At 63.5% G+C, this 25,206-nt stretch carries 22 protein-coding genes, 1 tRNA gene and 1 pseudogene; 13 read left to right on the plus strand and 11 right to left on the minus strand.

Annotation, left to right across the window (positions count from 1 at the left end; translation table 11 throughout):
* Positions 1 to 74 precede the first annotated feature (74 nt).
* The 3 genes from nth to J2W94_RS02540 are packed head-to-tail and all read right to left on the minus strand — an operon-like array spanning position 75 to position 1,897.
* Entirely contained in the window at positions 75 to 752 is a 678-nt protein-coding gene (gene nth / locus J2W94_RS02530; protein WP_310090062.1) for an endonuclease III, read from the minus strand.
* Positions 749 to 1,114, minus strand: a complete 366-nt coding sequence (locus J2W94_RS02535; protein WP_310090063.1) for a hypothetical protein — start codon at positions 1,112 to 1,114, stop codon at positions 749 to 751. Before J2W94_RS02535 ends, nth begins: the two co-directional genes overlap by 4 nt.
* The gene (locus J2W94_RS02540; protein WP_310090064.1) at positions 1,115 to 1,897 is read right to left on the minus strand and encodes an enoyl-CoA hydratase/isomerase family protein; all 783 of its coding nucleotides are present in this window, start codon (positions 1,895 to 1,897) and stop codon (positions 1,115 to 1,117) included.
* Between the two features lie 175 nt (positions 1,898 to 2,072).
* On the opposite strand from J2W94_RS02540, the gene J2W94_RS02545 reads away from it, so the two are divergent.
* From J2W94_RS02545 to J2W94_RS02555, 3 genes are all read left to right on the plus strand, one after another.
* On the plus strand, positions 2,073 to 2,783 hold the full coding sequence (locus J2W94_RS02545; protein ID WP_310090065.1) for an FKBP-type peptidyl-prolyl cis-trans isomerase N-terminal domain-containing protein: 711 nt from the start codon (positions 2,073 to 2,075) through the stop codon (positions 2,781 to 2,783).
* A gap of 222 nt (positions 2,784 to 3,005) precedes the next feature.
* Positions 3,006 to 3,806 (plus strand): NUDIX hydrolase, encoded by an 801-nt coding sequence (locus J2W94_RS02550; RefSeq protein WP_310090066.1) that lies wholly within the window; start codon positions 3,006 to 3,008, stop codon positions 3,804 to 3,806.
* On the plus strand, positions 3,803 to 4,654 hold the full coding sequence (locus J2W94_RS02555) for a sulfurtransferase (protein WP_310090067.1): 852 nt from the start codon (positions 3,803 to 3,805) through the stop codon (positions 4,652 to 4,654). Before J2W94_RS02550 ends, J2W94_RS02555 begins: the two co-directional genes overlap by 4 nt.
* A 65-nt stretch (positions 4,655 to 4,719) precedes the next feature.
* Here the strand turns inward: J2W94_RS02555 and J2W94_RS02560 are convergent, their stop codons facing one another.
* Complete coding sequence (locus J2W94_RS02560) at positions 4,720 to 5,496, minus strand: enoyl-CoA hydratase/isomerase family protein (RefSeq protein WP_310090069.1); 777 nt, start codon at positions 5,494 to 5,496, stop codon at positions 4,720 to 4,722.
* Between the two features lie 104 nt (positions 5,497 to 5,600).
* Between J2W94_RS02560 and J2W94_RS02565 the strand changes: the two genes are divergently transcribed.
* Positions 5,601 to 6,011: a copper chaperone PCu(A)C gene (locus J2W94_RS02565; RefSeq protein WP_430540561.1), complete on the plus strand. Its 411-nt coding sequence runs from the start codon at positions 5,601 to 5,603 to the stop codon at positions 6,009 to 6,011.
* 201 nt (positions 6,012 to 6,212) lie between these two features.
* On the opposite strand, the gene J2W94_RS02570 is transcribed toward J2W94_RS02565, so the two are convergent.
* Together J2W94_RS02570 and uvrA are read right to left on the minus strand one after the other, a co-directional pair.
* Positions 6,213 to 6,641 carry an acyl-CoA thioesterase gene (locus J2W94_RS02570; protein WP_310090071.1) on the minus strand — a complete coding sequence of 143 codons (429 nt, stop codon included), beginning with the start codon at positions 6,639 to 6,641 and terminating at the stop codon, positions 6,213 to 6,215.
* Positions 6,638 to 9,607 carry an excinuclease ABC subunit UvrA gene (gene uvrA, locus J2W94_RS02575; protein ID WP_310090072.1) on the minus strand — a complete coding sequence of 990 codons (2,970 nt, stop codon included), beginning with the start codon at positions 9,605 to 9,607 and terminating at the stop codon, positions 6,638 to 6,640. The genes J2W94_RS02570 and uvrA overlap by 4 nt, the downstream gene beginning before the upstream one ends.
* A 350-nt stretch (positions 9,608 to 9,957) precedes the next feature.
* On the opposite strand from uvrA, the gene rplU reads away from it, so the two are divergent.
* From rplU to cgtA, 3 genes are all read left to right on the plus strand, one after another.
* Positions 9,958 to 10,278: a 50S ribosomal protein L21 gene (gene rplU / locus J2W94_RS02580; RefSeq protein ID WP_310090073.1), complete on the plus strand. Its 321-nt coding sequence runs from the start codon at positions 9,958 to 9,960 to the stop codon at positions 10,276 to 10,278.
* An 11-nt stretch (positions 10,279 to 10,289) separates the two neighbouring features.
* A complete protein-coding gene (gene rpmA, locus J2W94_RS02585; protein WP_093281069.1) occupies positions 10,290 to 10,550 on the plus strand; it encodes a 50S ribosomal protein L27 in 261 nt (86 codons plus the stop codon).
* 258 nt (positions 10,551 to 10,808) lie between these two features.
* Positions 10,809 to 11,858 carry an Obg family GTPase CgtA gene (gene cgtA / locus J2W94_RS02590; protein WP_310090074.1) on the plus strand — a complete coding sequence of 350 codons (1,050 nt, stop codon included), beginning with the start codon at positions 10,809 to 10,811 and terminating at the stop codon, positions 11,856 to 11,858.
* Between the two features lie 94 nt (positions 11,859 to 11,952).
* Here cgtA and rpsT read toward each other — a convergent pair whose 3' ends face one another.
* On the minus strand, positions 11,953 to 12,222 hold the full coding sequence (gene rpsT / locus J2W94_RS02595) for a 30S ribosomal protein S20 (protein ID WP_093281058.1): 270 nt from the start codon (positions 12,220 to 12,222) through the stop codon (positions 11,953 to 11,955).
* A 134-nt stretch (positions 12,223 to 12,356) separates the two neighbouring features.
* Between rpsT and murJ the strand changes: the two genes are divergently transcribed.
* From murJ to J2W94_RS02625, 6 genes are all read left to right on the plus strand, one after another.
* Positions 12,357 to 13,949, plus strand: a complete 1,593-nt coding sequence (gene murJ / locus J2W94_RS02600; RefSeq protein WP_310091556.1) for a murein biosynthesis integral membrane protein MurJ — start codon at positions 12,357 to 12,359, stop codon at positions 13,947 to 13,949.
* A 45-nt stretch (positions 13,950 to 13,994) separates the two neighbouring features.
* Entirely contained in the window at positions 13,995 to 14,942 is a 948-nt protein-coding gene (locus J2W94_RS02605) for a bifunctional riboflavin kinase/FAD synthetase (RefSeq protein ID WP_310090076.1), read from the plus strand.
* A complete protein-coding gene (gene ileS, locus J2W94_RS02610) occupies positions 14,939 to 17,770 on the plus strand; it encodes an isoleucine--tRNA ligase (RefSeq protein WP_310090077.1) in 2,832 nt (943 codons plus the stop codon). Before J2W94_RS02605 ends, ileS begins: the two co-directional genes overlap by 4 nt.
* Positions 17,771 to 17,940: 170 nt before the next feature.
* Positions 17,941 to 18,444, plus strand: coding sequence for a signal peptidase II (gene lspA, locus J2W94_RS02615; protein WP_310090078.1), 504 nt, complete (start codon positions 17,941 to 17,943; stop codon positions 18,442 to 18,444).
* Between the two features lie 7 nt (positions 18,445 to 18,451).
* On the plus strand, positions 18,452 to 19,402 hold the full coding sequence (ispH, locus tag J2W94_RS02620) for a 4-hydroxy-3-methylbut-2-enyl diphosphate reductase (RefSeq protein ID WP_310090079.1): 951 nt from the start codon (positions 18,452 to 18,454) through the stop codon (positions 19,400 to 19,402).
* 35 nt (positions 19,403 to 19,437) lie between these two features.
* Positions 19,438 to 19,513: transfer RNA gene (locus J2W94_RS02625), tRNA-Thr, on the plus strand.
* Between the two features lie 128 nt (positions 19,514 to 19,641).
* Here the strand turns inward: J2W94_RS02625 and J2W94_RS02630 are convergent.
* From J2W94_RS02630 to otsB, 4 genes and pseudogenes are all read right to left on the minus strand, one after another.
* Positions 19,642 to 21,756 (minus strand): amylo-alpha-1,6-glucosidase, encoded by a 2,115-nt coding sequence (locus J2W94_RS02630; RefSeq protein WP_310090080.1) that lies wholly within the window; start codon positions 21,754 to 21,756, stop codon positions 19,642 to 19,644.
* Positions 21,757 to 21,760: 4 nt separating this feature from the next.
* Positions 21,761 to 22,813 (minus strand): glycosyltransferase family 4 protein, encoded by a 1,053-nt coding sequence (locus J2W94_RS02635; protein WP_310090082.1) that lies wholly within the window; start codon positions 22,811 to 22,813, stop codon positions 21,761 to 21,763.
* A gap of 161 nt (positions 22,814 to 22,974) precedes the next feature.
* Positions 22,975 to 24,294 (minus strand): annotated as a pseudogene (locus J2W94_RS02640) (alpha,alpha-trehalose-phosphate synthase (UDP-forming)); the annotation flags it as partial.
* 10 nt (positions 24,295 to 24,304) lie between these two features.
* Entirely contained in the window at positions 24,305 to 25,075 is a 771-nt protein-coding gene (gene otsB / locus J2W94_RS02645) for a trehalose-phosphatase (protein ID WP_310090083.1), read from the minus strand.
* Between the last annotated feature and the right edge of the window lie 131 nt (positions 25,076 to 25,206).

Raw genomic sequence — 25,206 nt, forward strand, 5'->3', positions numbered from 1 at the left:
AGTTTTGGCCAAGAGCTCGCGGCGGGACGCCGCTCCCACGTGTGTTCCAGGTGCCGCCTCCTATCAGAGGCCGATCAGCGATTGGATTCGTCCGGCGTCTTGTCTTTGAAGCGGCATAGGTCACGGATCACGCATTGCGGGCAATCGGGTTTGCGCGCCTTGCACACGTAGCGACCGTGCAGGATCAGCCAGTGATGCGCGTCCTGCTTGTAATCCTCCGGCACCACTTTCATCAGTTTGTCCTCGACCGCACGCACATCCTTGCCTGGAGCGAGCCCGGTGCGGTTGCAGACGCGGAAGATATGCGTGTCGACCGCGATGGTGGGTTCGCCGAAGGCGGTGTTCATCACTACGTTGGCGGTCTTGCGGCCCACGCCGGGCAGGGCTTCGAGCGCCGCGCGATCGCGAGGGACTTCGCCGTCGTATTGCTCGACCAGAATGCGGCAGGTGGCGACCACGTTCTTGGCCTTGGCGTTGAACAGGCCGATGGTGGCGATGTAAGTCTTCAGGCCCTCCTCGCCCAGCGCGAGAATGGCCGCGGGAGTATTGGCGACCGGATAGAGCTTTCGCGTGGCCTTGTTGACGCCTACGTCGGTGGCTTGCGCGGACAGGATCACGGCCACCAGTAGTTCGAAGGGCGTGGTGTAGGCCAGTTCGGTGGTGGGATGGGGGTTGAGCTCGGCCAGTCGCGAGAACAGTTCGCGCACCTCCGCCGGCTTCAACGTCTTGCCGCGCTTGGGCGTGGCGTTCATGACTTACCCCGTTCCGCGGCTTTCGCCTTGGCGCGCGCGAGGATCGCGGCGGCGGCCGGCGGCAACGCGCTCTTCTTCTCTACAGCGGGAGCCGCACGCCTGGCGTCGCGCTCGGCGGCCCGCTTGGCGAGGCGCGCATTGCGCGCCCGATAGCGATCGCGTGCCGCCCAGGCGCTCCGCAGTTTTCGCTGGGCTTCGATCAGCTGGATCGCCAGCACCCGGTCGCAGGTCGGGCAGGGGACGAAATCCATCAAGCCGCCCTCTATCGCGGCATCGACGTCATCGGCCAGCAGATATTCCGCAAGCCGGACTGCGCGTGCGCAATCGTGTGCGGCGTCCGCGTCGGAGGATCCTGGGTTCACTCAGCGTCCGCTGAAGACCGGCTTGCGGCGTTCCAGGAACGCACGCGTGCCTTCGCGCATATCGTCGGTAGAGAACATCAGGCCGAATTGCGCGGTTTCGTACTGCAGACCCTCTTCGATGGCGCATTCGCCGCCCACGTTCACCGCGTCGAGAGTTCCACGCAGCGCTAACGGTGCTGCGTGCGCGAGCTGTTCTGCGATCTTGAGCGTTTCGGCTTCCAGGTCGGCCGCAGCGACCACTCGATTGACGATGCCCAGCTGCAATGCACGGGCGGCATCGACAGGTATGCCCAGCAGGCACAGTTCCAGCGTGGCCGCGCGCCCTGCCAGACGCAGCAGACGCTGGGTGCCGCCGAATCCGGGGATCAGGCCCAGGTTGATTTCGGGCTGCCCGAGCTTCGCCGTATCGGCCGCGATCCGCAGATGGCAGGCCATGGCCAATTCCAGCCCGCCGCCCAGTGCGAATCCGTTCACCATTGCGATGACCGGCTTGGGCATGGTCTCGATCCGGCGCATCAGGCGCTGGCCGCGCTGCGAAAAGTCGCGACCCTCGGTAGGGCGCAAGTCCGACATTTCGGCGATATCGGCCCCGGCCACGAATGCCTTCGGGCCAGCCCCCGTCAGCACCAGCACCCTTGTGCCCGGGTCTTCTGCGGCTTCGTTGAAGGCCGCATACAGGGCATCCAGGGTGGCCGCGTTGAGCGCATTGAGCTTGTCGGGACGGTTGACGGTAATGCGGCCGATGCCGGCTTGCACGTTGGTAGTAATGGGGGAGTCGGTCATGGTCGCTGTTGGATTGGAGAGGAATCAGGCGGAACTTCGGGCCTGGGAGGGGGTCACAGGCCTTGTCGTCACTGGCGGTTAAGCCCTTCGGCGGCTATCCTAGCGCGTCGTGCATTTCGTCTAAATGCTTGGGGCGGCTCGACCGCCCCATTCCATAACTGGAGGTTTGTTGATAATGAAGTTGCGTTTGCTCGCCGCCACCCTTGCGGCCATGACTTTGGTAGCCGGCTCCGCCTTCGCGCAAACCACGCCGGCGCCCGACAAAAATGCACTGAGCTACGCGCTCGGTTACGACCTCGGCCGCAACCTTGTCGAAAGCGGCGAAGCCGTCGACATCAATACGGTGATCAAGGCCCTGCAGGAAGGCTATGGCAAGAAGGAACCCACTGTTCCGGTTGCGCAGCTGCGTACCGCGGTGGAGACCATGCAGAAGCGCCAGATGGAAAAGGCGAAGGTCGCGTTCGACAAGGCTTCGGCCGAGAACAAGACCAAGAGCGACGCTTTCCTGGCTCAGAACAAGAGCAAGGCCGGCGTGCAGAGCCTGCCGGGCGGCATCCAGTACCGTGTGATCGAAGCCGGCAGCGGCGCCAAGCCGACCCAGGCCAGCAACATCACCATGCAGTACAAGGGCTCGCTCAGCGACGGCCGTACCTTCGTCGATACCTTCAGCCCGCAGCAGGGGCAGACCACCGCGCCGGCTCCGATGGCGATCAAGGTCAGCGAGATCCCGCTGACGGGCCTGCGCGAAGCCATCCTGCAGATGCCGACTGGCGCGCGCTGGGAAGTCGTCCTTCCGGCCGACAAGGCCTACGGCAACACCCCGCAGTCGCCGGTCGGTCCGAACCAGGCCGTGGTTTTCGAAGTCAAGCTGGTCAGCGTCAAGTGACGTTTCGGCCCGTCTGCGCATAGCGCAGGCGGCTTTGCCGAAACGTCATCCCCGCGAAGGCGGGGAGCCATGGACGTGATGCCCTCTATCAGGGAGTCACGTACGCGGATAGCAAAGTCCCGCTACGCCGGCCCAGTGCCGGCGTAGCTTTTTCTGAAGTGTTGTTTTGTTCCGGGCAATGCGCGCTCTGCAGGCGGTATGCTTCGGTTGGTGTCCGATTCCATGAATTCCGCTTACCGCGCCGTGCTCAGCCCGTGCATCGGCGTTTGTACCCTGGCTGACGACGGGCTGTGCCAAGGTTGTCTGCGGACGACCGCAGAGATTGCCCGCTGGTCGCAAATGAACGATGACGAACGCCTGCGTTTGATGGAGGTCCTGCCCGGACGCGAGCAGTCGCGCGCGGGTTTCGAGTCGCTGTTGCGCGAGCGCGAGGCTTTGCTCGGGGCTCTGCATCCGCTGACCGCTATGCCGACGCGGGAAGGGTGGAACCACGAGGAACTGGTCGATCTGTTGCCTCCGGGGCCTCCAGTCGAATCGGCGGTGCTGGCGGGGCTGGTGCCGCGCAAGCACGGCACCCAGGTCCTGCTCACCCGCCGCACCGACGGCCTGCGCCACCATGGTGGACAGGTCAGTTTCCCAGGCGGTCGCATAGAAGCCAGCGATCTCAGCCCGATCGCGGCGGCGATACGCGAAAGCAGCGAAGAGATCGCGCTCACCGCCAAGCAGATATCCCCGCTCGGATTCCTCGATCCTTTCACCACCATCAGCGGTTTCCGGGTGATGCCGGTCGTAGCGGTGATCGATCCGGCCTACGTCGCGGTGCCCAATCCGGATGAAGTGGCGGACGTGTTCGAAGTGCCTTTGGATTTCCTGATGGCGCCGGAAAACCTGCGCCGGGTGGAAGTGGACTACCGTGGACGCCGCCGCGCGGTCCTGGAATACGACTGGCCCGGCCAGCGCATCTGGGGTGCGACCGCGGCGATGCTGTTCAACCTGCGCGAACGATTGGCGGGCATCGCATGAAATGGACCACCTTGGTCGAGCCGCAGTCCTTGGCCGCCGAACTCGACAACGCCGACCTGCGCATCGTCGATGCGCGATTCTCGCTCACCGACTCGGCGCTGCGTCGCGACGGTTACCAGCGATCGCATATTCCGCGTGCCGTGTATGCCGATCTCAATCAGGACCTTTCGGACCTGGGAAAGACCGGGCAGGGCAGGCATCCGTTGCCGGAAGAGGAAGACTTCACCCGCAAACTCGGCCAATGGGGTATCGGGCCCCATCATCAGGTCGTCGTTTACGACGCGGGCGATGGCAGCATGGCGGCGGCGCGGTTCTGGTGGCTGCTGAAATTGCTGGGGCATGAGCGCGTCGCGGTATTGAACGGCGGGTTGGCAGCTTGGCGCGCCGACCAGCTTCCCGAAACCAGTGAAACCACCCGCGTCGATGAAGTCGCAGCGTATCCCGCGCGATTCGATCGCACGGCGATCGCCGATGCCGAGGAAGTGCTGTCGCGTCGGGGCGAGCCCGCTGGCTGGCTGTTCGATGTCCGCGCCGCAGAACGCTTTCGTGGCGAAGTGGAGCCTTTGGACCCGGTCGCCGGCCATGTTCCCGGTGCGCTGAACCATCCGTTTTCGCAGAGTTTGCGCGATGGCGCTTTCAAATCGCCTGCAGAGCTCCATGACCAACTTGCGCCGATGCTTTCCGCACGCAAGCCGAAAGAAGTCGTGGTGATGTGCGGCTCCGGCGTCACTGCCTGCCATCTGCTGCTGGCGATGGAGCACGCCGGCCTGCACGGCGCGCGGGTCTATGCAGGCTCCTGGAGCGGCTGGATCAGCGATCCGTCGCGGCCTGTAGCCATCGGCCCGTAGGTCGGGGCTACGCCCCCGACGCGCGGGAAAACGGCTCGCCCTGGAGTCGGGGGCGTAGCCCCGACCTACTTACCCAGCTTCGCCACCAGCGCCTGCAAAGCCGTCTGCGTGTCCGGCGAATACCAAGCTTCGATGAAGCGGTCCATCTGGATGTTGTCGGGATGCAGCGCCGCGACCAGGTCGCTACGGGCGATGCCGCGGGTCTGCAGCATCGGGTGCGTGGGTAGCTGCAATAGCCGCTGCAACCAGGCCACTGCGCGCGGCACTACTTCGTTGCCAGCGACCAGCTCATCGATCAGCCCGATCTCCAGGGCGCGATCCGCGGGCACCAGTTCGCCGGCGACCAACAGGCGCTCGGCGCGGTAGATGCCGACCACTCTGCGCAGCAGTTGTTGGATGCCCTCCGGCGCCACCAGTCCAACCTGGGTTTCGTTGAGGCCGATGGCAAACGGCCGCGCAGGGTCCGGGCTGCGCGCCATGATCCGATAGTCGCAGCACAGAGCCAGCACGCAGCCGCCGGCGGGGGAATGCCCGGTCAGCGCGGCCACCACCGGCACCCGCGATTCGGCCAGGGTGCGGGCCACGCCGAAGAAGGCATGCCAGCTGTCCAGCAAGGCATGCCGGTCCTCGCCATGCGACATCAGATGAGGCACGTCCAGGCCGGCGGAGAACACCTTCTCGTTGCCGGACAGCACGATGCCGTGCACCCCTTCGGCCACTGCCGCATTCAACGCCACGATCAGCGCCCGGCACAGATCGGTATTGAGCGCATTGACCGGCGCGCGCGCCAGACGGATCTCGCGGATCGCGCCATGGGCGATGATTTCGACGAGTGCGGTCATTCACTTTCTCCGGTGGGCTCGGCGGATATCATAAGCGCATGGACAAAAGACATCATGCCAAGCGAGAGCTGGCCAAGCGGGTACTCGCGAAGTGGGCCTTGATGCTGTTGCTGGCTACCGGCGCATTGCAGGCTAGCGCGAAAGAGTGCGCGCCTGCGATGAAAGAGGGTTGGGTGCGGTTGCCGCCCGCGGCCATGCCGATGATGGCCGGGTTCGGCCGCATCGCCAATCCCTGTCCGATGCCGGCGGTGATCGTATCGGCCAGCAGCCCGGCCTTCGGCGAAGTGTCTATCCACGAGACCCGCAACGTGGACGGCGTCAACCGCATGCGCGAGCTCGAGCAATTGCGAATCGCGCCCGACGATTCGGCGACGCTCAAACCAGGCGGCCTGCACCTCATGCTGATGCAGCCGCGTGCGCCTTTGAAGGAAGGCAGCAAAGTAGTGGTGAACTTCAAACTGCAGGACGGGCGCGAGATTCTGGCGGAGTTGGTGGTGAGGAAGCCTGCGCCATAGTCGGCGGTTATGGTTCAGTGTGCGGTCGTCGCTGGAGATTGGAGGCTAGATCCAAGAGCTTGAAAGTGTAGAACCCCAAAACACCGTTCGTGGTGAGCTTGTCGAACCACGCTCTTGGCGGATAGTCAAAAAGCCGTCTGTTCGAGATTTCAGCGAAAGGCGTGGTTCGACAGGCTCACCACGAACGGGACTTTTTTAGCATCAACCAATGCAGGCGGTCCGTACCGCATCCGGCAGCGCAACACTCTTCCCGGTTTGTGTGTCGATCCACACCATCACCACGTTGCCGTCCGAATACAGCACATCAGCGTCCTCCGAAGACGACATGCGGTGTGCCATGGTCAGGCTACTGTTGCCGACCTTATCGATGAATAGTTCGACCACCAACTGCTCTGGCCATTCGATCGGTCGGCGATAGTTGACATGGCTGGCGACCAACACTGGCGAAATGCGGTCGTTGAGCGATATGCCCCCGATGCTCGCAAGCCATTGCACGCGGGCTTCCTCCAGATAGCGAAGATATTGCGCGTTGTTGACATGCTCGAACGCATCCATGTCACCCCAGCGCACGCTGATCGCGGTGCGGAAGACTGGTTTCCGTGGCGGATCCGCGGTTGCCGGATCGGTCACTTCGCTGCCTTCTTCTTGGCTGTCGTTTTCGCCGCCGCTTTGGCGTCCTTCGCAATCTGCTTGAGCACCGACTTGCGCTGCGGCAGTACGGCGGGCTTGGCGATGGCAGCCGGTTTCTCGCCCTTGGCCGTCTTCGATTTCGGCAGCAATTTAGACAGGAAGTGGCCGGTGTAGGAAACTGGATTGGCCACGATCTGCTCGGGCGTGCCGGTGGCCAGGATCTGCCCGCCGCGATGGCCGCCTTCCGGACCCAGGTCCACCACCCAGTCGGCGGTCTTGATCACGTCCAGATTATGTTCGATCACCACGATGGTGTTGCCGTCGTCGCGCAGTTTGTGCAGCACCGCCAGCAGATGCTCGATATCGTGGAAGTGCAGGCCGGTGGTCGGCTCGTCCAGGATGTAGAGCGTGCGTCCGGTATCGCGGCGCGACAGTTCCTTGGACAGCTTCACGCGCTGCGCTTCGCCGCCGGACAGCGTGGTCGCGCTCTGGCCCAGTTTGATGTAACTCAGGCCCACGTCGATCAGGGTTTCCAGCTTGCGGGCCAGTGCGGGCACCGGCTCGAACAGCTTCAGCGCGTCCTCGACCGTCATCTCCAGGATGTCGCTGATGTTGTGGCCCTTGTAGGTGATCTCCAGCGTCTCGCGGTTGTAGCGCTTGCCATGGCAGACGTCGCAAGGCACGTACACGTCGGGCAGGAAGTGCATTTCGACCTTGATCAGGCCGTCGCCCTGGCAGGCTTCGCAACGGCCGCCGCGCACGTTGAAGCTGAAACGTCCCGGCGAATAACCCCGTGCGCGCGATTCGGGCACCTGCGCGAACAGCTCGCGCAGGGGCGTGAACAGGCCGGTATAGGTCGCCGGGTTGGACCGCGGCGTGCGCCCGATCGGCGACTGGTCGATGTCCACGACCTTGTCGAACAAGTCCAGGCCTTCCACGTCGCGATACGGCGCCGGCTTGTGCGAAGCGCCGTTGATTTCGTTGGCCGCCAGCGTGTACAGGGTGTCGTTGATCAGGGTGGATTTGCCGGAGCCGGACACGCCGGTGATGCAGGTGAACAGGCCCGCGGCGATATCCAGGTCCACGTCCTTCAGGTTGTTGCCGCTGGCGCCGCGCAGATGCAGGGTCATCTTCGGATTCGGCTTGTGGCGCAGGGTCGGGATTTCGATCCTGCGCTTGCCCGACAGGAATTGGCCGGTCAGCGAGCGCGGCGCTTTCAGGATATCGGCGAGCTGTCCCTGGGCAACGATTTCGCCGCCATGCACGCCGGCGTACGGACCGATGTCGAGGATGTAGTCGGCGGCGCGGATCGCGTCCTCGTCGTGTTCCACCACGATCACAGTGTTGCCCAGGTCGCGCAGACGCGTCAGCGTGCCCAGCAGGCGTTCGTTGTCGCGCTGGTGCAGGCCGATGCTGGGTTCGTCCAGCACGTACATCACGCCCACCAGACCGGCGCCGATCTGCGAAGCCAGGCGGATGCGCTGCGCTTCGCCGCCGGACAGCGTGTCGGCTTTGCGCTCCAGGGTCAGGTAATCGAGTCCGACATCGACCAGGAAGCCGAGGCGCTCGCCGATTTCCTTGACGATCTTGGTCGCGATCTCGCCGCGCCAGCCCGGCAGCGAAAGACCGCGGAAGAATGCCAGTGCTTCGTCGACCGGCAGCACCACCAGTTCCGGCAGCGCGCGGTCGGCCACGAACACATTGCGCGCCGATTTATTGAGCCGCGCGCCGCCGCAGTCGGGGCAGGGTTGGTCGCTGATGTATTTGGCCAGTTCCTCGCGTACCGCGGCCGATTCGGTCTCGCGGTAACGGCGATCCAGGTTCGGCACGATGCCTTCGAACTTGTGCTTGCGCTGGTTGCGCCCGCCGGAATCGGTCAGATAGGTGAAGGTGATCAGCTCGCTGCCGCTGCCGTACAGCACGGCCTGGCGCACGCTTTCGGGCAGCGACTGCCACGGCGCGTCCACGTCGAACTGGTAGTGCTTGGCCAGCGATGCGATCAGCTGGAAGTAGTAGGCGTTGCGCCGGTCCCAGCCGCGCACCGCGCCGGCGGACAGCGAGAGTTCCGGATGCACCACCACGCGCGCCGGATCGAAGAACTGGGCCACGCCCAGCCCATCGCAGGTCGGACAGGCGCCGACCGGGGAGTTGAACGAGAACAGGCGCGGTTCCAGCTCCGGCAGCGAGTAATCGCACACCGGGCAGCTGTACTTGGACGAGAACAGCAGCGGCGCCGCTTCAGCGTTGTCCAGCGACTGCACCGAGGCCATGCCGTCGCCGAGTTTCAGCGCGGTCTCGAAGCTCTCAGCCAGACGCTGTTTGATGTCCTCGCGCGGCTTGAAGCGGTCGATCACCGCTTCGATGGTGTGCTTCTGGCGCAATGCGAGTGCGGGCACCGCATCTATCTCATAGAGCTCGCCATCCACGCGTACGCGTACATAACCCTGTGCGCGCAGCTGGTCGAAGACCTGGGCGTGTTCGCCTTTGCGTTCGCGGATCACCGGCGCCAGCATCATGTAGCGCTGCTCGCCATCGAGAGCGAGCACCTGGTCCACCATCTGGCTGACGGTCTGCGCCTCCAGCGGATAGCCGTGGTCCGGGCAGCGCGGCAGGCCCACGCGCGCGTACAGCAGGCGCAGGTAGTCGTAGATCTCGGTGATCGTGCCGACCGTGGAGCGGGGGTTGTGCGAGGTCGATTTCTGCTCGATCGAGATCGCCGGCGACAAACCCTCGATATGGTCGACGTCGGGCTTCTCCATCACGCTCAGGAACTGGCGCGCATAGGCCGACAACGATTCCACGTAGCGGCGCTGCCCTTCGGCATAGATCGTGTCGAAGGCCAGCGACGACTTGCCCGACCCGGACAGACCGGTGATCACGATCAGCTTGTCTCGCGGCAGGTCGAGATCGATGTTTTTGAGGTTGTGCGTCCGCGCGCCGCGAATGCGGATGAAGTCCATGGCCATCGGGTGGGGGATCCGGTTAGCGAACAGGAGAGCGTAGCGATCCCACGATCTGGGGGCAATTGCCCGTATTAAAAGGCGGTCTGGCCGCGCTGTGCGGGCGGCGGACAGGTAGCTGGGACGGCTTGGAGCCGCGTGGGACCGGCGTCTGGCCACGAGCTTCCGCTGGTTTCCGGGAAGCCTCAGGGGAGTCGGCGCCCCGTTGAGAGCTGGCGGCGGGACGCCGCTGCCACCCCCAAGTAGGTCCGGGAGGCGGGAATGTTGACCCTAACCTGCTGAAAGGCTTACAATTCCGCTTCTGTCCGCCCTCGATGGCGGCAGGGTCAATAAAATAACTACAGAAGGAAATACCCATGTACGCAGTTCTAGTCACCGGCGGTAAGCAATACCGCGTGATGACGGGCGAGACGATTCGCGTCGAGAAGCTCACGACCGAAGCCGGCCAGGAGATCAAGTTCGATCAGATCCTGATGCTGGGCGACGGCGAGGGCGTCAAGCTCGGCGACGCGCTGAAAGGCGCCTCCGTCACCGCTACCGTCAAGTCCCATGGTCGCGCCGACAAGGTGCGCATCATCAAGTTCCGCCGCCGCAAGCACCACAAGAAGCAGATGGGTCACCGGCAGCATTACACCGAAATCGAAATCACCGGCATCGCCGGTGGTGACAGCAAGTAAGGAGATAAGTCATGGCACATAAAAAGGGCGTAGGCTCCTCGCGCAACGGCCGCGACTCCAATCCGAAGATGCTGGGCGTCAAGATCTACGGCGGCCAGGCGATCGACGCAGGCAACATCATCGTGCGCCAGCGCGGCACCGAGTTCCATCCGGGCCCCGGCGTCGGCCTGGGCCGCGACCATACGCTGTTCGCGTTGGTCGACGGAAAGGTCGAGTTCTCGGTGAAGGGCGCCAAAAAGCGCCGCACCGTGAGCGTCGTCGCCGAGGCCTAAGCTTTCGCGGCAACGAGCGAATGGCCCCGCCGTGTGCGGGGCTTTTCGTTTCTCGTCCGGTAGTTCCTAACAATTCAGCACCAACGCAATAAACCGATCGTCATCCCAGCGAAAGCTGAGATCCATTTTGACTTTGCTCTGAGTCCGTAGGGCGTAAAAGCCAAAATCAAGATCAAGATCAAGATGGATCCCGGCTTTCGCTGGGATGACGATTTCAAAGATCCAGCTGTTCCTAAACCAATTTCCGAACCAATCCTTATGAAACTCGTAGACGAAGCAGAAATAGATGTCATAGCCGGCAATGGCGGCGATGGCTGCATCGGCTTCCGTCGCGAGAAGTTCATTCCGCTGGGCGGGCCGGACGGCGGCGACGGCGGTACCGGCGGCAGCGTGTGGATCGAGGCGGACGAGAACATCAGCACCCTGGTCGACTTCCGCCACCAGCGCATCTTCAAGGCCCAGCGCGGCGAGAACGGCATGGGCCAGCAGCGCTACGGCAAGGGCGGCGACGACCTGATCATCAGCGTTCCGGTCGGCACAGCCATCGTCAACGTCGGCACCGATGAAGTGATCGGCGACCTGGTCAGCCATGGCGACCGCCTGCTGGTGGCCAAAGGCGGCAAGGGCGGCCTGGGCAATATGCATTTCAAGAGTTCGGTGACGCGCTCGCCGCGCCGGGCCACGCCGGGCGACGAAGGCGAAGCGCGCACCCTGAAGATGGAGCTCAAGCTGCTGGCCGACGTCGGCCTGCTGGGCTTCCCCAATGCGGGCAAGAGCACCTTCATACGTGCGGTCTCCGCCGCCACGCCCAAAGTGGCGGACTACCCCTTCACCACGCTGTATCCGAACCTGGGCGTGGTCAGCGTGGAAGCGCACCGTAGCTTCGTGATCGCCGACATCCCCGGTCTGATCCAGGGTGCTGCCGACGGCGCGGGCCTGGGCGCCATGTTCCTGCGCCATCTGCAGCGCACCCGTCTGCTGCTGCACTTGGTGGATATGGCGCCGATGGAGGGCGGGGTGGAAATCTCCCCGGCCGAGCAGGTGCGTGCGATCGAGCATGAGCTGGAAAAGCACGACCCTGAGCTGCTGCAGAAGCCGCGCTGGCTGGTGCTGAACAAAGCCGACCTGATGTTCGAGGACGAAGCCGCGACCCGCGCCGCCGAAGTGATCGCCGAGCTGGGCTGGACCCAGCCCTGGTACGTGACGTCGGCGGTGTCGCGCGAAGGCACCTGGCCGATCATGAAGGACGTGATGGCGTTCTTCGACCGTCTCAAAGAGGACGAGCAGGAAGCGCGCGATGCCGGCTGAGCCGGCCGCCGCCCTCCGGGCAATAAAAAACCCGGCAGTCGCCGGGTTTTTTCGCGCTGCCGCCGGACCGATGGCCCGGGGCAGGTGCGCGGCATCAGGCGGCTTGCAGGGCCTTGATGCGGGCGGTCAGGCGGCTCTTGTGGCGAGCAGCTTTGTTCTTGTGGATCAGGCCGCGCGAGCTGAAGCGGTCCAGGATCGGCTGGGCCACAGCGAAGGCAGCCTGGGCGCCTGCGGCGTCGTTGGCGTCCAGCGCCTTGAGCACTTTCTTGACGGCGGTGCGCAGCATCGAACGCTGGCCGGTGTTGCGCATGTTGCGCACGACGGCCTGCTTGGCGCGCTTCTTGGCGGACTTGATATTTGCCACGGTGGGTATCCTAGGAAATCGGTGTGTGGAGCGGTAATGGGCGGAATGCGGAAAAACGAACGCGAAATTATGGGGGATTCAAGGACTTGGGTCAACCCGGGTCTGGAAGGGGCGGTCGGATGAGTCCTCCCCGGATGCTCAAGGGGCTGGTGTCCTTCAGCAGCATGACCATGATCTCCCGGGTGCTGGGCCTGGTCCGGGACCAGGCGATCAATTATTCGTTCGGGGCCAACGCCACCACGGACGCCTTCTGGGTGGCCTTCCGCATCCCCAATTTCATGCGCCGGTTATTCGCCGAAGGCTCTTTCTCCACGGCTTTCGTGCCGGTTTTCACGGAGGTGAAGGAAACCCGGCCGCACGCGGACCTGAAGGAGCTGATCTCCCGCGTCTCCGGGACCCTGGGCGGCATCCTGCTGCTGGTGACGGCGCTGGGCCTGATCTTCACGCCCGAAGTGGCCGCCCTGTTCAATCCACGGGCCGCGATCAACCCCGAGAAATTCGGGCTGACGGTCGACCTGTTGCGGCTGACCTTCCCCTTCCTGCTGTTCGTTTCGCTGACGGCGCTGTCGGGCGGGGCGCTAAACAGTTTCCATCGGTTCGCATTGCCGGCCCTGACCCCGGTCATCCTCAATCTCTGCATGATCGCCGGCGCCCTGTGGCTGGCGCCACGGATGCAGGTGCCGATTCTGGCGATGGGGTGGGCGGTACTGGCGGCAGGTGTGTTGCAGCTCTTGTTCCAGCTGCCGGCCTTGCGTGGGCTGGATCTGCTGACCTTGCCGCGTTGGGGCTGGAAGAACGCCGACGTACGCAAGGTCATGAAATTAATGGTGCCCACCTTGTTCGGCTCGTCGGTGGCGCAGATCAACCTGCTGCTGGATACGCTGATCGCCGCCTATCTGATCGATGGATCGCAAAGCTGGCTTTCCCAGGCGGACCGGTTCCTTGAGCTGCCATTGGGAATATTCGGCGTGGCCCTCGGCACCGTGATCCTGCCCGCGCTGGCGCGGCACCACGTGAAGACCGACAAGGCAGGGTTTTCCAACGCGCTGGATTGGGGCCTGCGGACCACGCTGATCATCGCCGTCCCCGCCATGTTGGGCTTGATGCTGCTGGCGGAACCATTGGTGGCGACCCTGTTCCAGTACGGCAAGTTCACCGCTTTCCATACGAAGATGACCGCACTTTCCGTGTTCGGACTGAGTTTCGGGCTGCCGGCCTTCGCGCTGGTGAAAGTCGTGCTCCCCGCGTTCTATGCCCGTCAGGACACACGCACGCCGGTGCGCGCGGGCGTGATTTCGCTGATCGCCAACATGGTTCTGAACGTGCTCTTCCTGGCGATCCTCTACAAGCTGTGGGTTCCGCAACACGTGCAGGAACAGGGTGTCTTCGTTGCGCTGGCGACGGTACCCGGACTGCATCTGGCGCTGGGCCTCGCCAGCGCATTGGCCAGCTATCTCAACCTGGCGATGCTCTGGTACTGGCTGCGGCGAGACGGCGTTTATCAGCGACAGCCGGGCTGGGGAAAGTATCTGGTCCGCCTGATCCTTGCCTGCGCGGCGATGGCGGGCGTGCTGTTGGCGGGCCTGCATTGGGTTCCGGATTTCACCACCATGGACAAATGGCACCGCATAGGCTGGCTCGCCACACTGGTTTGCGGTGGTGGCTTGGTGTATCTGATCGGGCTGCTGGCGCTGGGTTTCCGCCCGCGCGACCTGCGTGAACACTGAGGTGACTGGGATTGAGTTGCCGGCTCCCGGCTATACTTCATGGTGATGAGCAGGCTGTTTCGTGACGTCGATGGTGGGGCGTTGTTCCCGCACGGTAGCGTGGTCTGCATCGGCGCCTTCGACGGTCTGCACCTGGGCCATCGGGCGCTGGTGCGCCACGCCGTTGCGCGTGCCCGGGATTTGGCGCTGCCGGCGGTGGCCCTGAGCTTCGAGCCGCTGCCACGCGAGTTCTTTTCCCGCGACCTGCCGCCGCCGCGCCTGACTCTGGCGCGCGGCAAGTATCAAGGTCTGCGTGCCTTGGGTACGGACAGCGTCGGCCTGTTGCGCTTCGATGCTCAGCTCTCGGCCATGGACGCCGAGGAGTTCGTACGCAAGCTGCTGATCGGGCGGCTGGGAGTGCGCGAAGTCTGGATCGGCCCGGATTTCCGCTTCGGCCATCGGCGCGGCGGCGACCTTCCACTATTGGAACGGATGGGCCGGGAGCTCGGCTTCTCCGCCGGCGCGATCGAACCCGTGTTGCTGCAGGGCGAACGCGTTTCCAGTACCCGCATCCGCGAAGCCCTGCGCAGCGGCGACTTCACCGATGCCTCGCGCCTGCTGGGCCGCGCGTATTCGATCGGCGGACGCGTGGTGCGCGGCAAGCAGCTTGGCCGCACGCTCGGGTTCCCCACCGCCAACCTGCGTTTTCCGAAAGTGCCGGCGCTTTCCGGCATTTATGCGACCTGGGTGCATGGGGTGGGCGAACGCCCGCATGCGTCGGTGTCGAGTTTCGGGACGCGTCCCACCGTCGATGGCATCGAACCTCTGCTGGAAGCGCACCTGTTCGATTTCGACGGCGACCTGTACGGACGCCACATCGAAGTCGAATTCGTCGCCAAGCTGCGCGACGAACTCAAATTCCCCGATCTGCCCTCGTTGACCGAGCAGATGCAACGCGACGCGGAAACCGCGCGCCGCCTCCTTTCCGAACAACGACTACGAGCGACCGCGTGACCCAGGATTACAAAGCAACGCTGCATCTGCCCGCCACCGAATTCCCGATGCGCGGCGACCTGCCCAAGCGCGAGCCGCAGACGCTGGCGCGCTGGGAGGCCGAGAGCTTGTATGCGCAGTTGCGCGCCAACGCCAAGGGCCGCCCGTTGTTCGTGCTGCACGACGGCCCGCCGTACGCCAATGGCGCCATCCACTTGGGCCATGCGGTCAACAAGATCCTCAAGGACATCATCGTCAAGTCCAAGTACGTGGCGGGTTTCGATGCGCCCTACGTGCCGGGTTGGGATTGCCACGGCCTTCCTATCGAGATCGCGGTGGAGAAAAAGCACGGCAAGGTAGGCGTGAAACTCGACGCTGCGCAGTTCCGCGAGAAGTGCCGCGAATTCGCCAACGAGCAGATCGACATCCAGCGACGCGATTTCAAGCGCCTGGGCGTGATCGGCGATTGGGAAAACCCTTATCTCACCCTCAACTTCAGGTTCGAGGCCGACGAAATCCGCGCGCTGGCCAAGATCGTGGCCAACGGCCATTTGCTGCGTGGAGCCAAGCCGGTGCATTGGTGCTTCGACTGCGGCTCGGCATTGGCCGAAGCGGAGATCGAATACCAAGACAAGGTGTCGCCGGCGGTGGACATCGCCTACACCGTGCGCGATGCGAAGGCATTGGCCGCCGCGTTCGACGTGACCGTGCCGGAAGGCGTGGAAGTAGCGGTGCCGATCTGGACCACCACGCCATGGACGATTCCCGCTTCGCTGGCCGTGTCGCTGGGTCCGGACCTGGATTACGCACTGGTCGAAGGGCCTGCGCATAACGGCCGGCGGCGTTGGCTGGTAGTCGCCGAAGCGCTCGCCGCGCGCGCGCTGCAGCGTTACGGCGTCGACGACCTGGTGACGCACGCGCACGCCAAGGGCAGTGCGCTGGAAGGCGTGGTGCTGAAGCATCCTTTCTACGATGAGCGCGAGATTCCGGTGTTGCTGGGCGATCACGTGTCCGCCGAAGACGGCACCGGTGCCGTGCACACCGCGCCGGGCCATGGTCAGGAAGACTTCGTGGTGGGCCAGAAATACGGCCTGATCGAACGCTACACCGCGGCGCAGATGAATCCGGTGGATGGGCGCGGCGTGTACCTGCCGTCGACACCGCCGGCCGGCGAGCTTGTGCTCGCGGGAATGCATATCTGGAAGGCCAACGACGCCATCGTCGACGCCCTGCGCGAAAGCGGTGCGCTGCTCGCCTTCCACAAACTGGAGCACAGCTATCCGCATTGCTGGCGCCATCGCACGCCGGTGGTGTTCCGGGCCACGCCGCAATGGTTCATCTCCATGGAACAGGCGCATCTGCGCCGCGATGCGCTGGCTGCGATCAAACACGTGAAGTGGTATCCCGCCTGGGGTGAGGCGCGCATCGCCGGCATGGTGGAAGGCCGTCCCGATTGGTGCATCAGCCGTCAGCGCACTTGGGGCGTGCCGATCACTTTGTTCGTGCACCGCGAAACCGGCGAGCCGCATCCGCGTACGGTGGAACTGATGCGCGCGGTGGCCGACAAGGTGGGGCAGGGCGGCGTGGACGTTTGGTACGCGCTGGACGCGGCCGAGCTGCTGGGCGAAGAAGCCAAAGATTACGAGAAGACCACCGACATCCTGGATGTATGGTTCGACTCCGGGATCACTCATGAAGGCGTGCTGCTGGAGCGCGGTTTCGGCAAGCCCGCCGATCTGTACCTGGAAGGTTCCGACCAGCATCGCGGCTGGTTCCAGTCTTCGCTGCTTACCGGCGTGGCGATCGACAAGCACGCGCCTTACCGTCAGTGCCTGACCCACGGTTTCACCGTGGACGAGAACGGCCGCAAGATGTCCAAGTCGCTGGGCAACGGCATCGAGCCGCAGGACATCATGAAGACGCTCGGCGCGGACATCCTGCGTCTGTGGATCGGCTCGGCCGATTACAGCAACGAGATGTCGCTGTCGCAGGAAATCCTCAAGCGCAACGCCGACGCTTACCGCCGCCTGCGCAACACCGCGCGTTTCCTGCTCAGCAATCTCGATGGATTCGATCCCGCGCGAGACCTAGTGCAGCCCGTCGATATGGTGGCGCTGGACCGCTGGGTGGTGCATCGCGCCTTCGAAGTCCAGCAGAAGATCGTCGCAGCATACGAACGCTACGATTTTGCCGAGATCGTGCAGACCCTGCTCAATTTCTGCAGCGTCGATCTGGGTTCGCTGTATCTGGACGTCACCAAGGACCGCCTGTACACCATGCGGGAGGATTCGCGCGGCCGCCGTTCGGCGCAGAGCGCGATGTTCCATATCCTGGAGGCGTTTACGCGCTGGATCGCGCCGATCCTCAGCTTCACCGCCGACGAAATCTGGGGTTTCCTGCCGGGCGAGCGCGCAGCCAACGTGCTGTTCACTACCTGGTACGACGGCTTGGTGCCGCTGCCTGCGGATGCGTCCTTGTCGGCGGAAGACTTCGACAAGCTGCTGGCGCTGCGCGAGCAGATGGCCAAGGTGCTGGAGCCGATGCGCGCCAATGGGGTGATCGGCGCGGCGCTGGATGCGGAGATCACGGTGTCGGCGAGCGCCGAAACGGCCGCGAAGTGGCAGCCGCTTGCGGAGGAGCTCCGCTTCTTGTTCATCAGCGGCGATGTCACCGTCGCCGCAGTCAACGCGGATGAAGTGTTCGTGCTGGCCCAGCCGAGCACCAAGTCCAAGTGCGTGCGCTGCTGGCATCATCGCGCCGACGTGGGCGGGAACGCGGCGCACCCGGAGTTGTGCGGCCGTTGTGTTTCCAATATCGAAGGTCCGGGCGAAGACAGGAAGTGGTTCTGATGCGTTTTCCTTCTCCCACCGGGAGAAGGTGCCCCGAAGGGGCGGATGAGGGCGTGGATTTTCAGGTTGACAGGTAGTTTCCGAGGGCTGGATTTTCCACGCCCTCATCCGGCGCTTCGCGCCACCTTCTCCCGGTGGGAGAAGGAAACAAAAGCAAGGCTCGTTCCGTCATGAAAACTACTTCAAAACCCAGCGCCCTCACTTGGCTGATCCTCTCAGCCGTAGTCATCGTGCTCGACCAGTTGAGCAAGGTATGGGTGCTGGCGAAGCTGCCCGAATACACCGCAATCCCGGTGATAGAAGGCTTCTGGAACTGGTACCGCACTTACAACACTGGGGCAGCGTTCAGCTTCCTGAGCGATGCGGGCGGCTGGCAGATCTGGTTCTTTACGATCCTCGCGGTCGCCATCAGCGGCCTGCTGGGGTTCTGGCTGTCGCGCACGGCGCGCGGCGACTGGCGCCAGGCGGCGCCTTATGCGCTGGTGATCGGCGGGGCGCTGGGCAATGTCATCGACCGTCTGATCCACGGACACGTCGTCGATTTCATCCAGTGGCATTGGCGCGAGCACTACTGGCCGGCCTTCAACCTGGCCGATTCGGCCATCGTCGCCGGCGCGGTCGGTATCGCTTTGTTCGGTCTGTTTGACGGCAAGCGCAAGGCCAAAGGTCCATAATCGCGCCATGGATATCCTCCTCGCCAATCCCAGGGGTTTTTGCGCCGGCGTCGACCGCGCCATCGAGATCGTCAAGCGCGCCATCGAAACCCTGGGCGCGCCGATCTACGTCCGCCATGAAGTGGTCCACAACCGCTTCGTGGTGGAAGACTTGCGCAATCGCGGCGCGGTATTCGTGGAAGAGCTCGACGAAGTGCCCGACGACGCCACGGTGATCTTCAGCGCGCACGGTGTGTCTCAGGCGGTGCGTGCGGAGGCCGCTGCGCGCGGGCTCAAGATCTTCGACGCCACCTGCCCACTGGTGACCAAAGTCCATTTCGAAGTCGCGCGCCATTGCCGTGCCGGCCGCGATGTGGTGCTGATCGGCCATGCGGGCCATCCGGAAGTGGAAGGCACCATGGGTCAGTGGAACGCCGAGTCCGGGGCAGGGCGGATCTACCTGGTGGAAGACCTGGAAGGGGTAGCTACCCTAGAAGTGGGGCAGCCGCAGAACCTGGCCTATACCACCCAGACCACGCTGTCGGTGGACGACACCCGCGGCATCATTGAGGCGTTGCAGACCCGGTTCCCGGAGATGCAGGGTCCGCGTCACGACGACATCTGTTACGCCACCCAGAACCGCCAGGACGCCGTACGCGAACTGGCCGCGCGTTGCGATCTGATGCTGGTGGTGGGTTCGCCCAACAGTTCCAACTCCAATCGTTTGCGCGAGCTGGCCGAGCGCGAAGGCGTGGAGGCCTACCTGATCGACGGAGCCGCCGAAATCGAGCCGTCGTGGGTGGCGGGCAAGTCCCGCATCGGCGTAACCGCGGGCGCTTCCGCTCCCGACGTGCTGGTGCAGGGCGTGATCGAGCGCTTGCGCGAGTTGGGCGCCAGCGGCGTGGCCGAGCTGGACGGCGAGCCGGAAAGCATGGTTTTCGCCCTGCCCAAGGAACTCCGCCTGCAGCTGGTGAATTGACCTAACCCCTTGCCGCGCCTAGAATTCGCGTCCACGCCGGAATAGCTCAGTTGGTAGAGCGCGTCATTCGTAATGATGAGGTCGTAGGTTCGATTCCTATTTCCGGCACCAGTTGTAATCGAAAAAGCCGCCTCGCAAAGGCGGCTTTTTTGTTCCCTGGGTCTCGGGCAGTCTTGATCAAGTACCCGCGTTCTCGAAACGACACCCAGCTGTAAGCGCACACCATCGCCCTCGCACGATCAATTGCGGATCTGCAGCGAGACCTGACCGCTGTCGTCCGCATCGAGAAAGGCAGCCACGCGACTGCCCACTTTTCGGAACACCAGATCCACTCGGTGCTCACCCACTGCGAGACCGGTAATGGCGACATCCTGGATACCTTGCGGAAGTTCGGGGCGATGCACGTGGATAGTCTGCGAATCGCCATCGATCTCCACGCCCAAGCACGCTTGAAGAAGCATTAGCCCGGATCCTGCCGCCCAGGCCTGCGGCAGGCACGCGATGGGATAGGCCACGGGCGGTGCGCCTTGCGTCCGCGCGAAGCCGCAGAACAGCTCCGGCACCCGCATGTCGAAATGGACTGCGGCCTCGAATGCTCCGCGCAGCAATCGGTTGGCCGCGCCGCGCACGCCCTGCCGCGCCATGCCGAAGGCGCACAAGGCGGAATCGTGCGGCCATACCGAGCCGTTGTGGTAGGAGATGGGGTTGAAGCGGGATTCGCCGCGCGCCACCGTGCGCACTCCCCAACCCGAAAAAAAAGCAGGCGACATCAGCTGTTCGGCGACGCTTGCGGCGCGTTCTGGGGAGGGCAATCCGACGAAAAGCAGATGACCGGCATTGCTGGTACGCACGGCGCATAGCTCGCCCGCGCCGTCCAGGGCCATGCCGTAATAACCGGCATCCTCCATCCAGAAAAGTTTTTCCACGGCGATGCGCAGTTCCTCTGCACGTCTGCTCCATCGCTCTGCGGCATCGGGGTCCCGGCTTTCGCCCAGCTCGGCCATAGTGCGCAAGGCCGCATAGACGTAGCCTTGTACCTCCACCAGCGCGATCGGGCCCTCAGCAAGACGGCCATCGGCGTGGAAGACGGCATCGCCGCTGTCTTTCCAGCCCTGGTTCGCTAAGCCCAGATCGGTGCCGCGCACATAGACGAGGAATCCATTCGGGTCCGAGTCGCACACGCGTTCTATCCATTGGGTAGCCGCCAGCAATGCGGGCCAGAGCGATTCGATGGTTTCCACGTCGCCGGTGCGCCGCAAATAAGCCCCGGCCAGCGCGATGAAGAGCGGTGTGGTATCGACGCCTCCGTAGTACAGGCCGAAAGGAAGCTCCTTCAGCGTGGACATCTCGCCTTTTCGCGTCTCATGCAGGATTTTGCCGGGCGCCGCGTCCAGAAAAGGCGAATCTTCCTTCGCCTGGTGCTTGGCCAGGAAGCTGAGCACCCCTTTGGCGAGCGCGGGGTCCAGCCATAGGGTTTGTAGCGCAGTGATTACCGCATCGCGTCCGAACGGCGTGGAGAACCAGGGAATTCCGGCATAGGGATAAGGACCTGTTTCCAACTCGCTGGTGAGCAGGGCCAGATCGGAGCGGGAACGGCGCATCCACTGGTCGAATAGCGGACCGCCGCTGGCCACCCGTGCGCCGCGGCGCTGCCTCCGCCGCATTCGTCGTCGCGCGGTCGAGGCTTCATTGCGATACCGTTCGCGTGTCGGTGCGCCTTCTGGCGTCGCGCCTATTTCGATGTACAACTCGTCGCTGCCGCCTGGATCCAGCGCCACCATCAGTTCCAGCAAGCCAGGCTCCAGAAACCGCGGCGTACGCGAAAAAAGCACCGACGAGGTGCGCACGACGCGATCGAGACCCTCGTAGCGGAAGCCGTATCCCCAGTCGCCGGTCTCGGATTCGAACAGGCGTCCACGCGCGGAACGCTTGCTGCCGCGCACTTCGAACATGTCCACGAAATCCGCAGCCAGCTTGAATCGCAAAGGCAGGCGCGCGGGCCGGGCTCCGTAGTTGACGCAGGTGATGCGCTCGAATATGCGTTCCTTGCACAGGAACCGGCTGCGGGTCAGGTGAATCAGCCCTTCGGGCGCGCCCATCTCGTCGATCGCCGACAACGCGCGATTGGTCATATGGGCGACGAACAACACGTTGTCCTGGGTGACCGCAGCGCTGAGCAATGCCGGCTCCTGGTCGCCTAGCAGCAACTGGTAGGTCGACAGGATGCGTGTGTCCTGTATGAAAAGTCCTTCGCTGAGGGACACGACGTTGCCCAGGCTATTGGCGACCAGGAAGCTATCGCCGTCCTTCAGCACGTAACGCGTCTGCAGCGCGGCGTCGTTGGTGGATTCCATGGCGTCAGGCCTTCTTCAAGATCGGTTGTTCCTCCGTCAGGCGCAGGTACAGCGATTCGTAGCGGGCCACCATGTGCGATGCATCGAAACGCCGCTCGAAGCAGTCGCGTATGCGGCGACGGTCGTAAGCGCGCACTTCGGCCACCGCAGCCACGGCTTCCTCCATCCCGCTTACGACACGGCCACTGACGCCGTCGTCTACGACTTCCGGTACGGCTCCTTCGCGCCAAGCCACCACCGGGGTGCCGCAGGCCATCGCTTCGATCATGACCAGACCGAACGGTTCGGGCCAATCGATCGGGAACAGCAAGGCCGCGGCGTTGCCGAGGAATTCGCTCTTCTGGGAGTCGTCTATCTCGCCGATGAATTCCACCTCCGCACCTTCGAGCATCGGCGCGATGGTTTGGTGGAAATACCGCTGGTCTGCGTCGCCAACTTTCGCTGCGATCTTCAGCGGCATGCCGATTCTTCTGGCGATTTCTATGGCGCGATCGGGTCGCTTTTCGACTGAGAGGCGTCCCAGAAAGGCGAGGTAGTCGCAGCTAGGCCGTGACGGAGGAGCGCACAAACCCGGTGGCAACCCGTGGTGGATCGTTTCGGACCAGTTGGCCCATGGCATGGGTTTGCGCTGGCTGTCGGAAATGGAAACCAAGGGGTAACCGGGCCAACGTCGGTAGACCTGTGCCAGGTCCTGTTTATCCTGGCGGCCATGCAGGGTGGTGACGGTCTTGTGCGCCACCGTTTCGAATATGGGGAAGGGAAGCAAGTCGATATGGAAGTGCAGCACGTCGAAATCGTCAGCGCGCTGACGAATGCTTTGCAGCATCGACAAATGCGCTGCAACTATCGATTTTTGCGGTGCCGGGTCCAGACGCAGCGCTTGCTCCCTGAAACTGGTCAGGTTGGCGGAGGTGGTCGAATCTCCAGAGGCGAACAGCGTCACTTCGTGCCCACGTTCCACCAGCGCCTCGGTCAGGCAGGACACGACGCGTTCCGTTCCTCCGTACAGGCGCGGCGGTACCGATTCAAGCAAAGGCGCGACCTGCGCGATCCTCATGGGTTCTCCTTGTGATGCCCTCAGATGTTGATGGCGTTCTTCGTCGATAAGTGCGCGTCGCCGATACTGGCTAGCGCCAGTTTGCGGGGCGGCGAGTCGTCTTCGCGCGCAGTCGGCTGTGCGTCGGCGGTGGAACCGCCGGCATGTCCGTCGCCGTGGGTAGACCGACGAAGGCGTTCGAGGAAATCGGATGCCCAGCGCTTGATGTCGTGCCGCCGTAAGTTGTCCATCATCGCTTCCCAGCGTTGACGTCGTTCGGAAGCGGGCATCGACACGGCGGTGTCGATGGCGTTCGCTACATCGTCCACATCGTGCGGGTTGACCAGCAACGCCTCGGGCAACGCATCGGCGGCGCCCGCCATTCGGGAGAGCACAAGCACTCCGGGATCGGACGCATCCTGAGACGCGACGTATTCCTTGGCCACCAGGTTCATGCCGTCGCGGAGCGGCGTCACCAGCGCCAGATCGGCTGCGCGATAGAAGCCGGTAAGAATGCTATGCGGGTAGCTGTGATTGACGTATCGAATAGGCGTCCAGTCCGGACGGGCATGTAGACCATTGATGTGGCCAGCCAGGCCCTCCAGTTCCTTCCGCAATGTCTGGTACTCGGGCACCGCTTCGCGCGTGGTAGGTGCGATCTGCAAGTAGGTCAGCGGCTCGCGACGCGCCTTCCTGTGTTCCAGATGACGCGCGAACGCGCGAAAACGTTCCGGCAGTCCCTTGGAGTAGTCGAGGCGATCTACCCCTATGGCCAGCCGCTTACCGGAAAGGCTGGCCTTCAGTTCGTCCGCTGCCGATAGCGCTGCCGGAGCGGCGGCGACTTGCGCAACCGCTTGGGCATCGATGCCAATGGGGAATGTGGCCAACTCGCAACGAGGGTGATGCTTGCCGATGGCTTGCAGGTAGCCGCGGAAGTTTTCCATGTCTCCAACGGTCTGCAAGCCGACCAGATCGTAGTCGGCGAGGAGACCCAGCAGTTCCTCATGGCCAGGAAGCATGGACAGCACGTCCCACGAGGGCATCGGGATATGCAAAAAGAAGCCAATGCGCTGAGCGAGGCCCAGCTTGCGCATTTCGTGCGCCAGCGGAATCAGGTGGTAGTCATGAACCCAAACGACGTCGTCCGGCCGCAGTTCCTGCGCAAGCACATGGGCAAAGCGCTTGTTGACGTCACGATAGCCCTCGTAGGCCTCGCGCCGGTAGTCCACCAGATCGACCCGATAGTGGAATAGCGGCCACAAGGTGCGGTTGGCGAAGTGATGGTAGTAGGCGTTGAAATCGGGTTTCGGAATGTCCAGCGTGCAATAGCGGATGCCCTCGCCTATGTGGATATGGGGCGGCCCTTCGCCGTATTTTCCGCTCCAGCCGACCCATACCCCGCGCTGTTCCCGCAAGACAGTCTGCAGCGCTGTGGCCAAGCCCCCGATCTGGACGCCGCCGGGTTGGGCGACGCGGTTGGATACTACGAACAATCTTCCCACACTGTCTCTCCTAGGCGACCTCTTCCGCAAATCGGGCTTCATGCTCTGCCAGCCATGCCAGCACCGCGTCGACATCAGGCAGCCAGAAGCGGGCAGACGTTTCCCGCGATGCGCCTACCAGCACGCTGATTCCACGCATCGCATTGACCGCGGCAAAACCAGGCTCGTCCGCGGGATCGTCGCCCACGAATACCGGGCGCCTTCCTGCGAACGGCGGGTCGATCATGAAATGGCGAATCGCTTGACCCTTGTCGATTCCGGTCGGCCGGATCTCGATCCCGTGCTGTCCGCGGTGCAGACGGTGCGAAGGCAGGGCCTTCTCGACTTCTTCAGCTAGAGAGGTCAATGCCGACGCAGCGTCGGGCGCCGAACGCCAGTGCAGATAAAGGCAGGGGCCGTTGTGCTCGATGCTGGCGCCCGGGAAACGGGCAACCAAATCGTTGGCCTGTTGCACATAGCCAAAAAGCGCGTCGTCGTCCCATTCCGGGGTTTGGTAGCTCCCGGCCGCAGTCCGGCGCTGAACTCCATGTAGGCCCGCCAGCCAGGCGAATTCCAGCGGATACAGCAACGCATCGAGCGAAGCGATACTGCGGCCGCTTACCAGAGCCACCGCACCATCCAGGTGCGCAGAAAGACTTGCCAGAAGACGACGCAACGCGTCGTCGAACTTCACGCCGTCCGCCCGCTCGATATGCGGCACGAGGGTTCCATCAACATCCAAGAACAGCGCCCAGTTGCGGCTTATCGAGGGAGGAGTTCGAGAGCCATCATCGTTATCCATGATGCCCATGCTAAAGAAACGCATGTAATCGATTTGTGCACTGCGGTGTAGTGGAAGTTAGCGATCTGTTATTCACCACGCGCGAACCTCGCGAATTCAGTAGAAAAATCTCGCAGAGCTGACTTGTATTT

The organism is Pseudoxanthomonas sacheonensis, from assembly GCF_031455975.1.
Classification (GTDB): Bacteria; Pseudomonadota; Gammaproteobacteria; order Xanthomonadales; family Xanthomonadaceae; genus Pseudoxanthomonas_A; species Pseudoxanthomonas_A sacheonensis_A.

What these genes read in the sequence shown, in the direction of transcription:
- nth (WP_310090062.1), bottom strand. Translation starts at nt 752, where the DNA reads ATGAACGCCACGCCCAAGCGCGGCAAGACGTTGAAGCCGGCGGAGGTG.
- J2W94_RS02540 (WP_310090064.1), bottom strand. Translation starts at nt 1,897, where the DNA reads ATGACCGACTCCCCCATTACTACCAACGTGCAAGCCGGCATCGGCCGC.
- J2W94_RS02545 (WP_310090065.1), top strand. Translation starts at nt 2,073, where the DNA reads ATGAAGTTGCGTTTGCTCGCCGCCACCCTTGCGGCCATGACTTTGGTA.
- J2W94_RS02550 (WP_310090066.1), top strand. Translation starts at nt 3,006, where the DNA reads ATGAATTCCGCTTACCGCGCCGTGCTCAGCCCGTGCATCGGCGTTTGT.
- J2W94_RS02555 (WP_310090067.1), top strand. Translation starts at nt 3,803, where the DNA reads ATGAAATGGACCACCTTGGTCGAGCCGCAGTCCTTGGCCGCCGAACTC.
- J2W94_RS02560 (WP_310090069.1), bottom strand. Translation starts at nt 5,496, where the DNA reads ATGACCGCACTCGTCGAAATCATCGCCCATGGCGCGATCCGCGAGATC.
- uvrA (WP_310090072.1), bottom strand. Translation starts at nt 9,607, where the DNA reads ATGGCCATGGACTTCATCCGCATTCGCGGCGCGCGGACGCACAACCTC.
- rplU (WP_310090073.1), top strand. Translation starts at nt 9,958, where the DNA reads ATGTACGCAGTTCTAGTCACCGGCGGTAAGCAATACCGCGTGATGACG.
- rpmA (WP_093281069.1), top strand. Translation starts at nt 10,290, where the DNA reads ATGGCACATAAAAAGGGCGTAGGCTCCTCGCGCAACGGCCGCGACTCC.
- cgtA (WP_310090074.1), top strand. Translation starts at nt 10,809, where the DNA reads ATGAAACTCGTAGACGAAGCAGAAATAGATGTCATAGCCGGCAATGGC.
- murJ (WP_310091556.1), top strand. Translation starts at nt 12,357, where the DNA reads ATGCTCAAGGGGCTGGTGTCCTTCAGCAGCATGACCATGATCTCCCGG.
- J2W94_RS02605 (WP_310090076.1), top strand. Translation starts at nt 13,995, where the DNA reads ATGAGCAGGCTGTTTCGTGACGTCGATGGTGGGGCGTTGTTCCCGCAC.
- lspA (WP_310090078.1), top strand. Translation starts at nt 17,941, where the DNA reads ATGAAAACTACTTCAAAACCCAGCGCCCTCACTTGGCTGATCCTCTCA.
- ispH (WP_310090079.1), top strand. Translation starts at nt 18,452, where the DNA reads ATGGATATCCTCCTCGCCAATCCCAGGGGTTTTTGCGCCGGCGTCGAC.
- J2W94_RS02630 (WP_310090080.1), bottom strand. Translation starts at nt 21,756, where the DNA reads ATGGAATCCACCAACGACGCCGCGCTGCAGACGCGTTACGTGCTGAAG.
- J2W94_RS02635 (WP_310090082.1), bottom strand. Translation starts at nt 22,813, where the DNA reads ATGAGGATCGCGCAGGTCGCGCCTTTGCTTGAATCGGTACCGCCGCGC.
- otsB (WP_310090083.1), bottom strand. Translation starts at nt 25,075, where the DNA reads ATGGATAACGATGATGGCTCTCGAACTCCTCCCTCGATAAGCCGCAAC.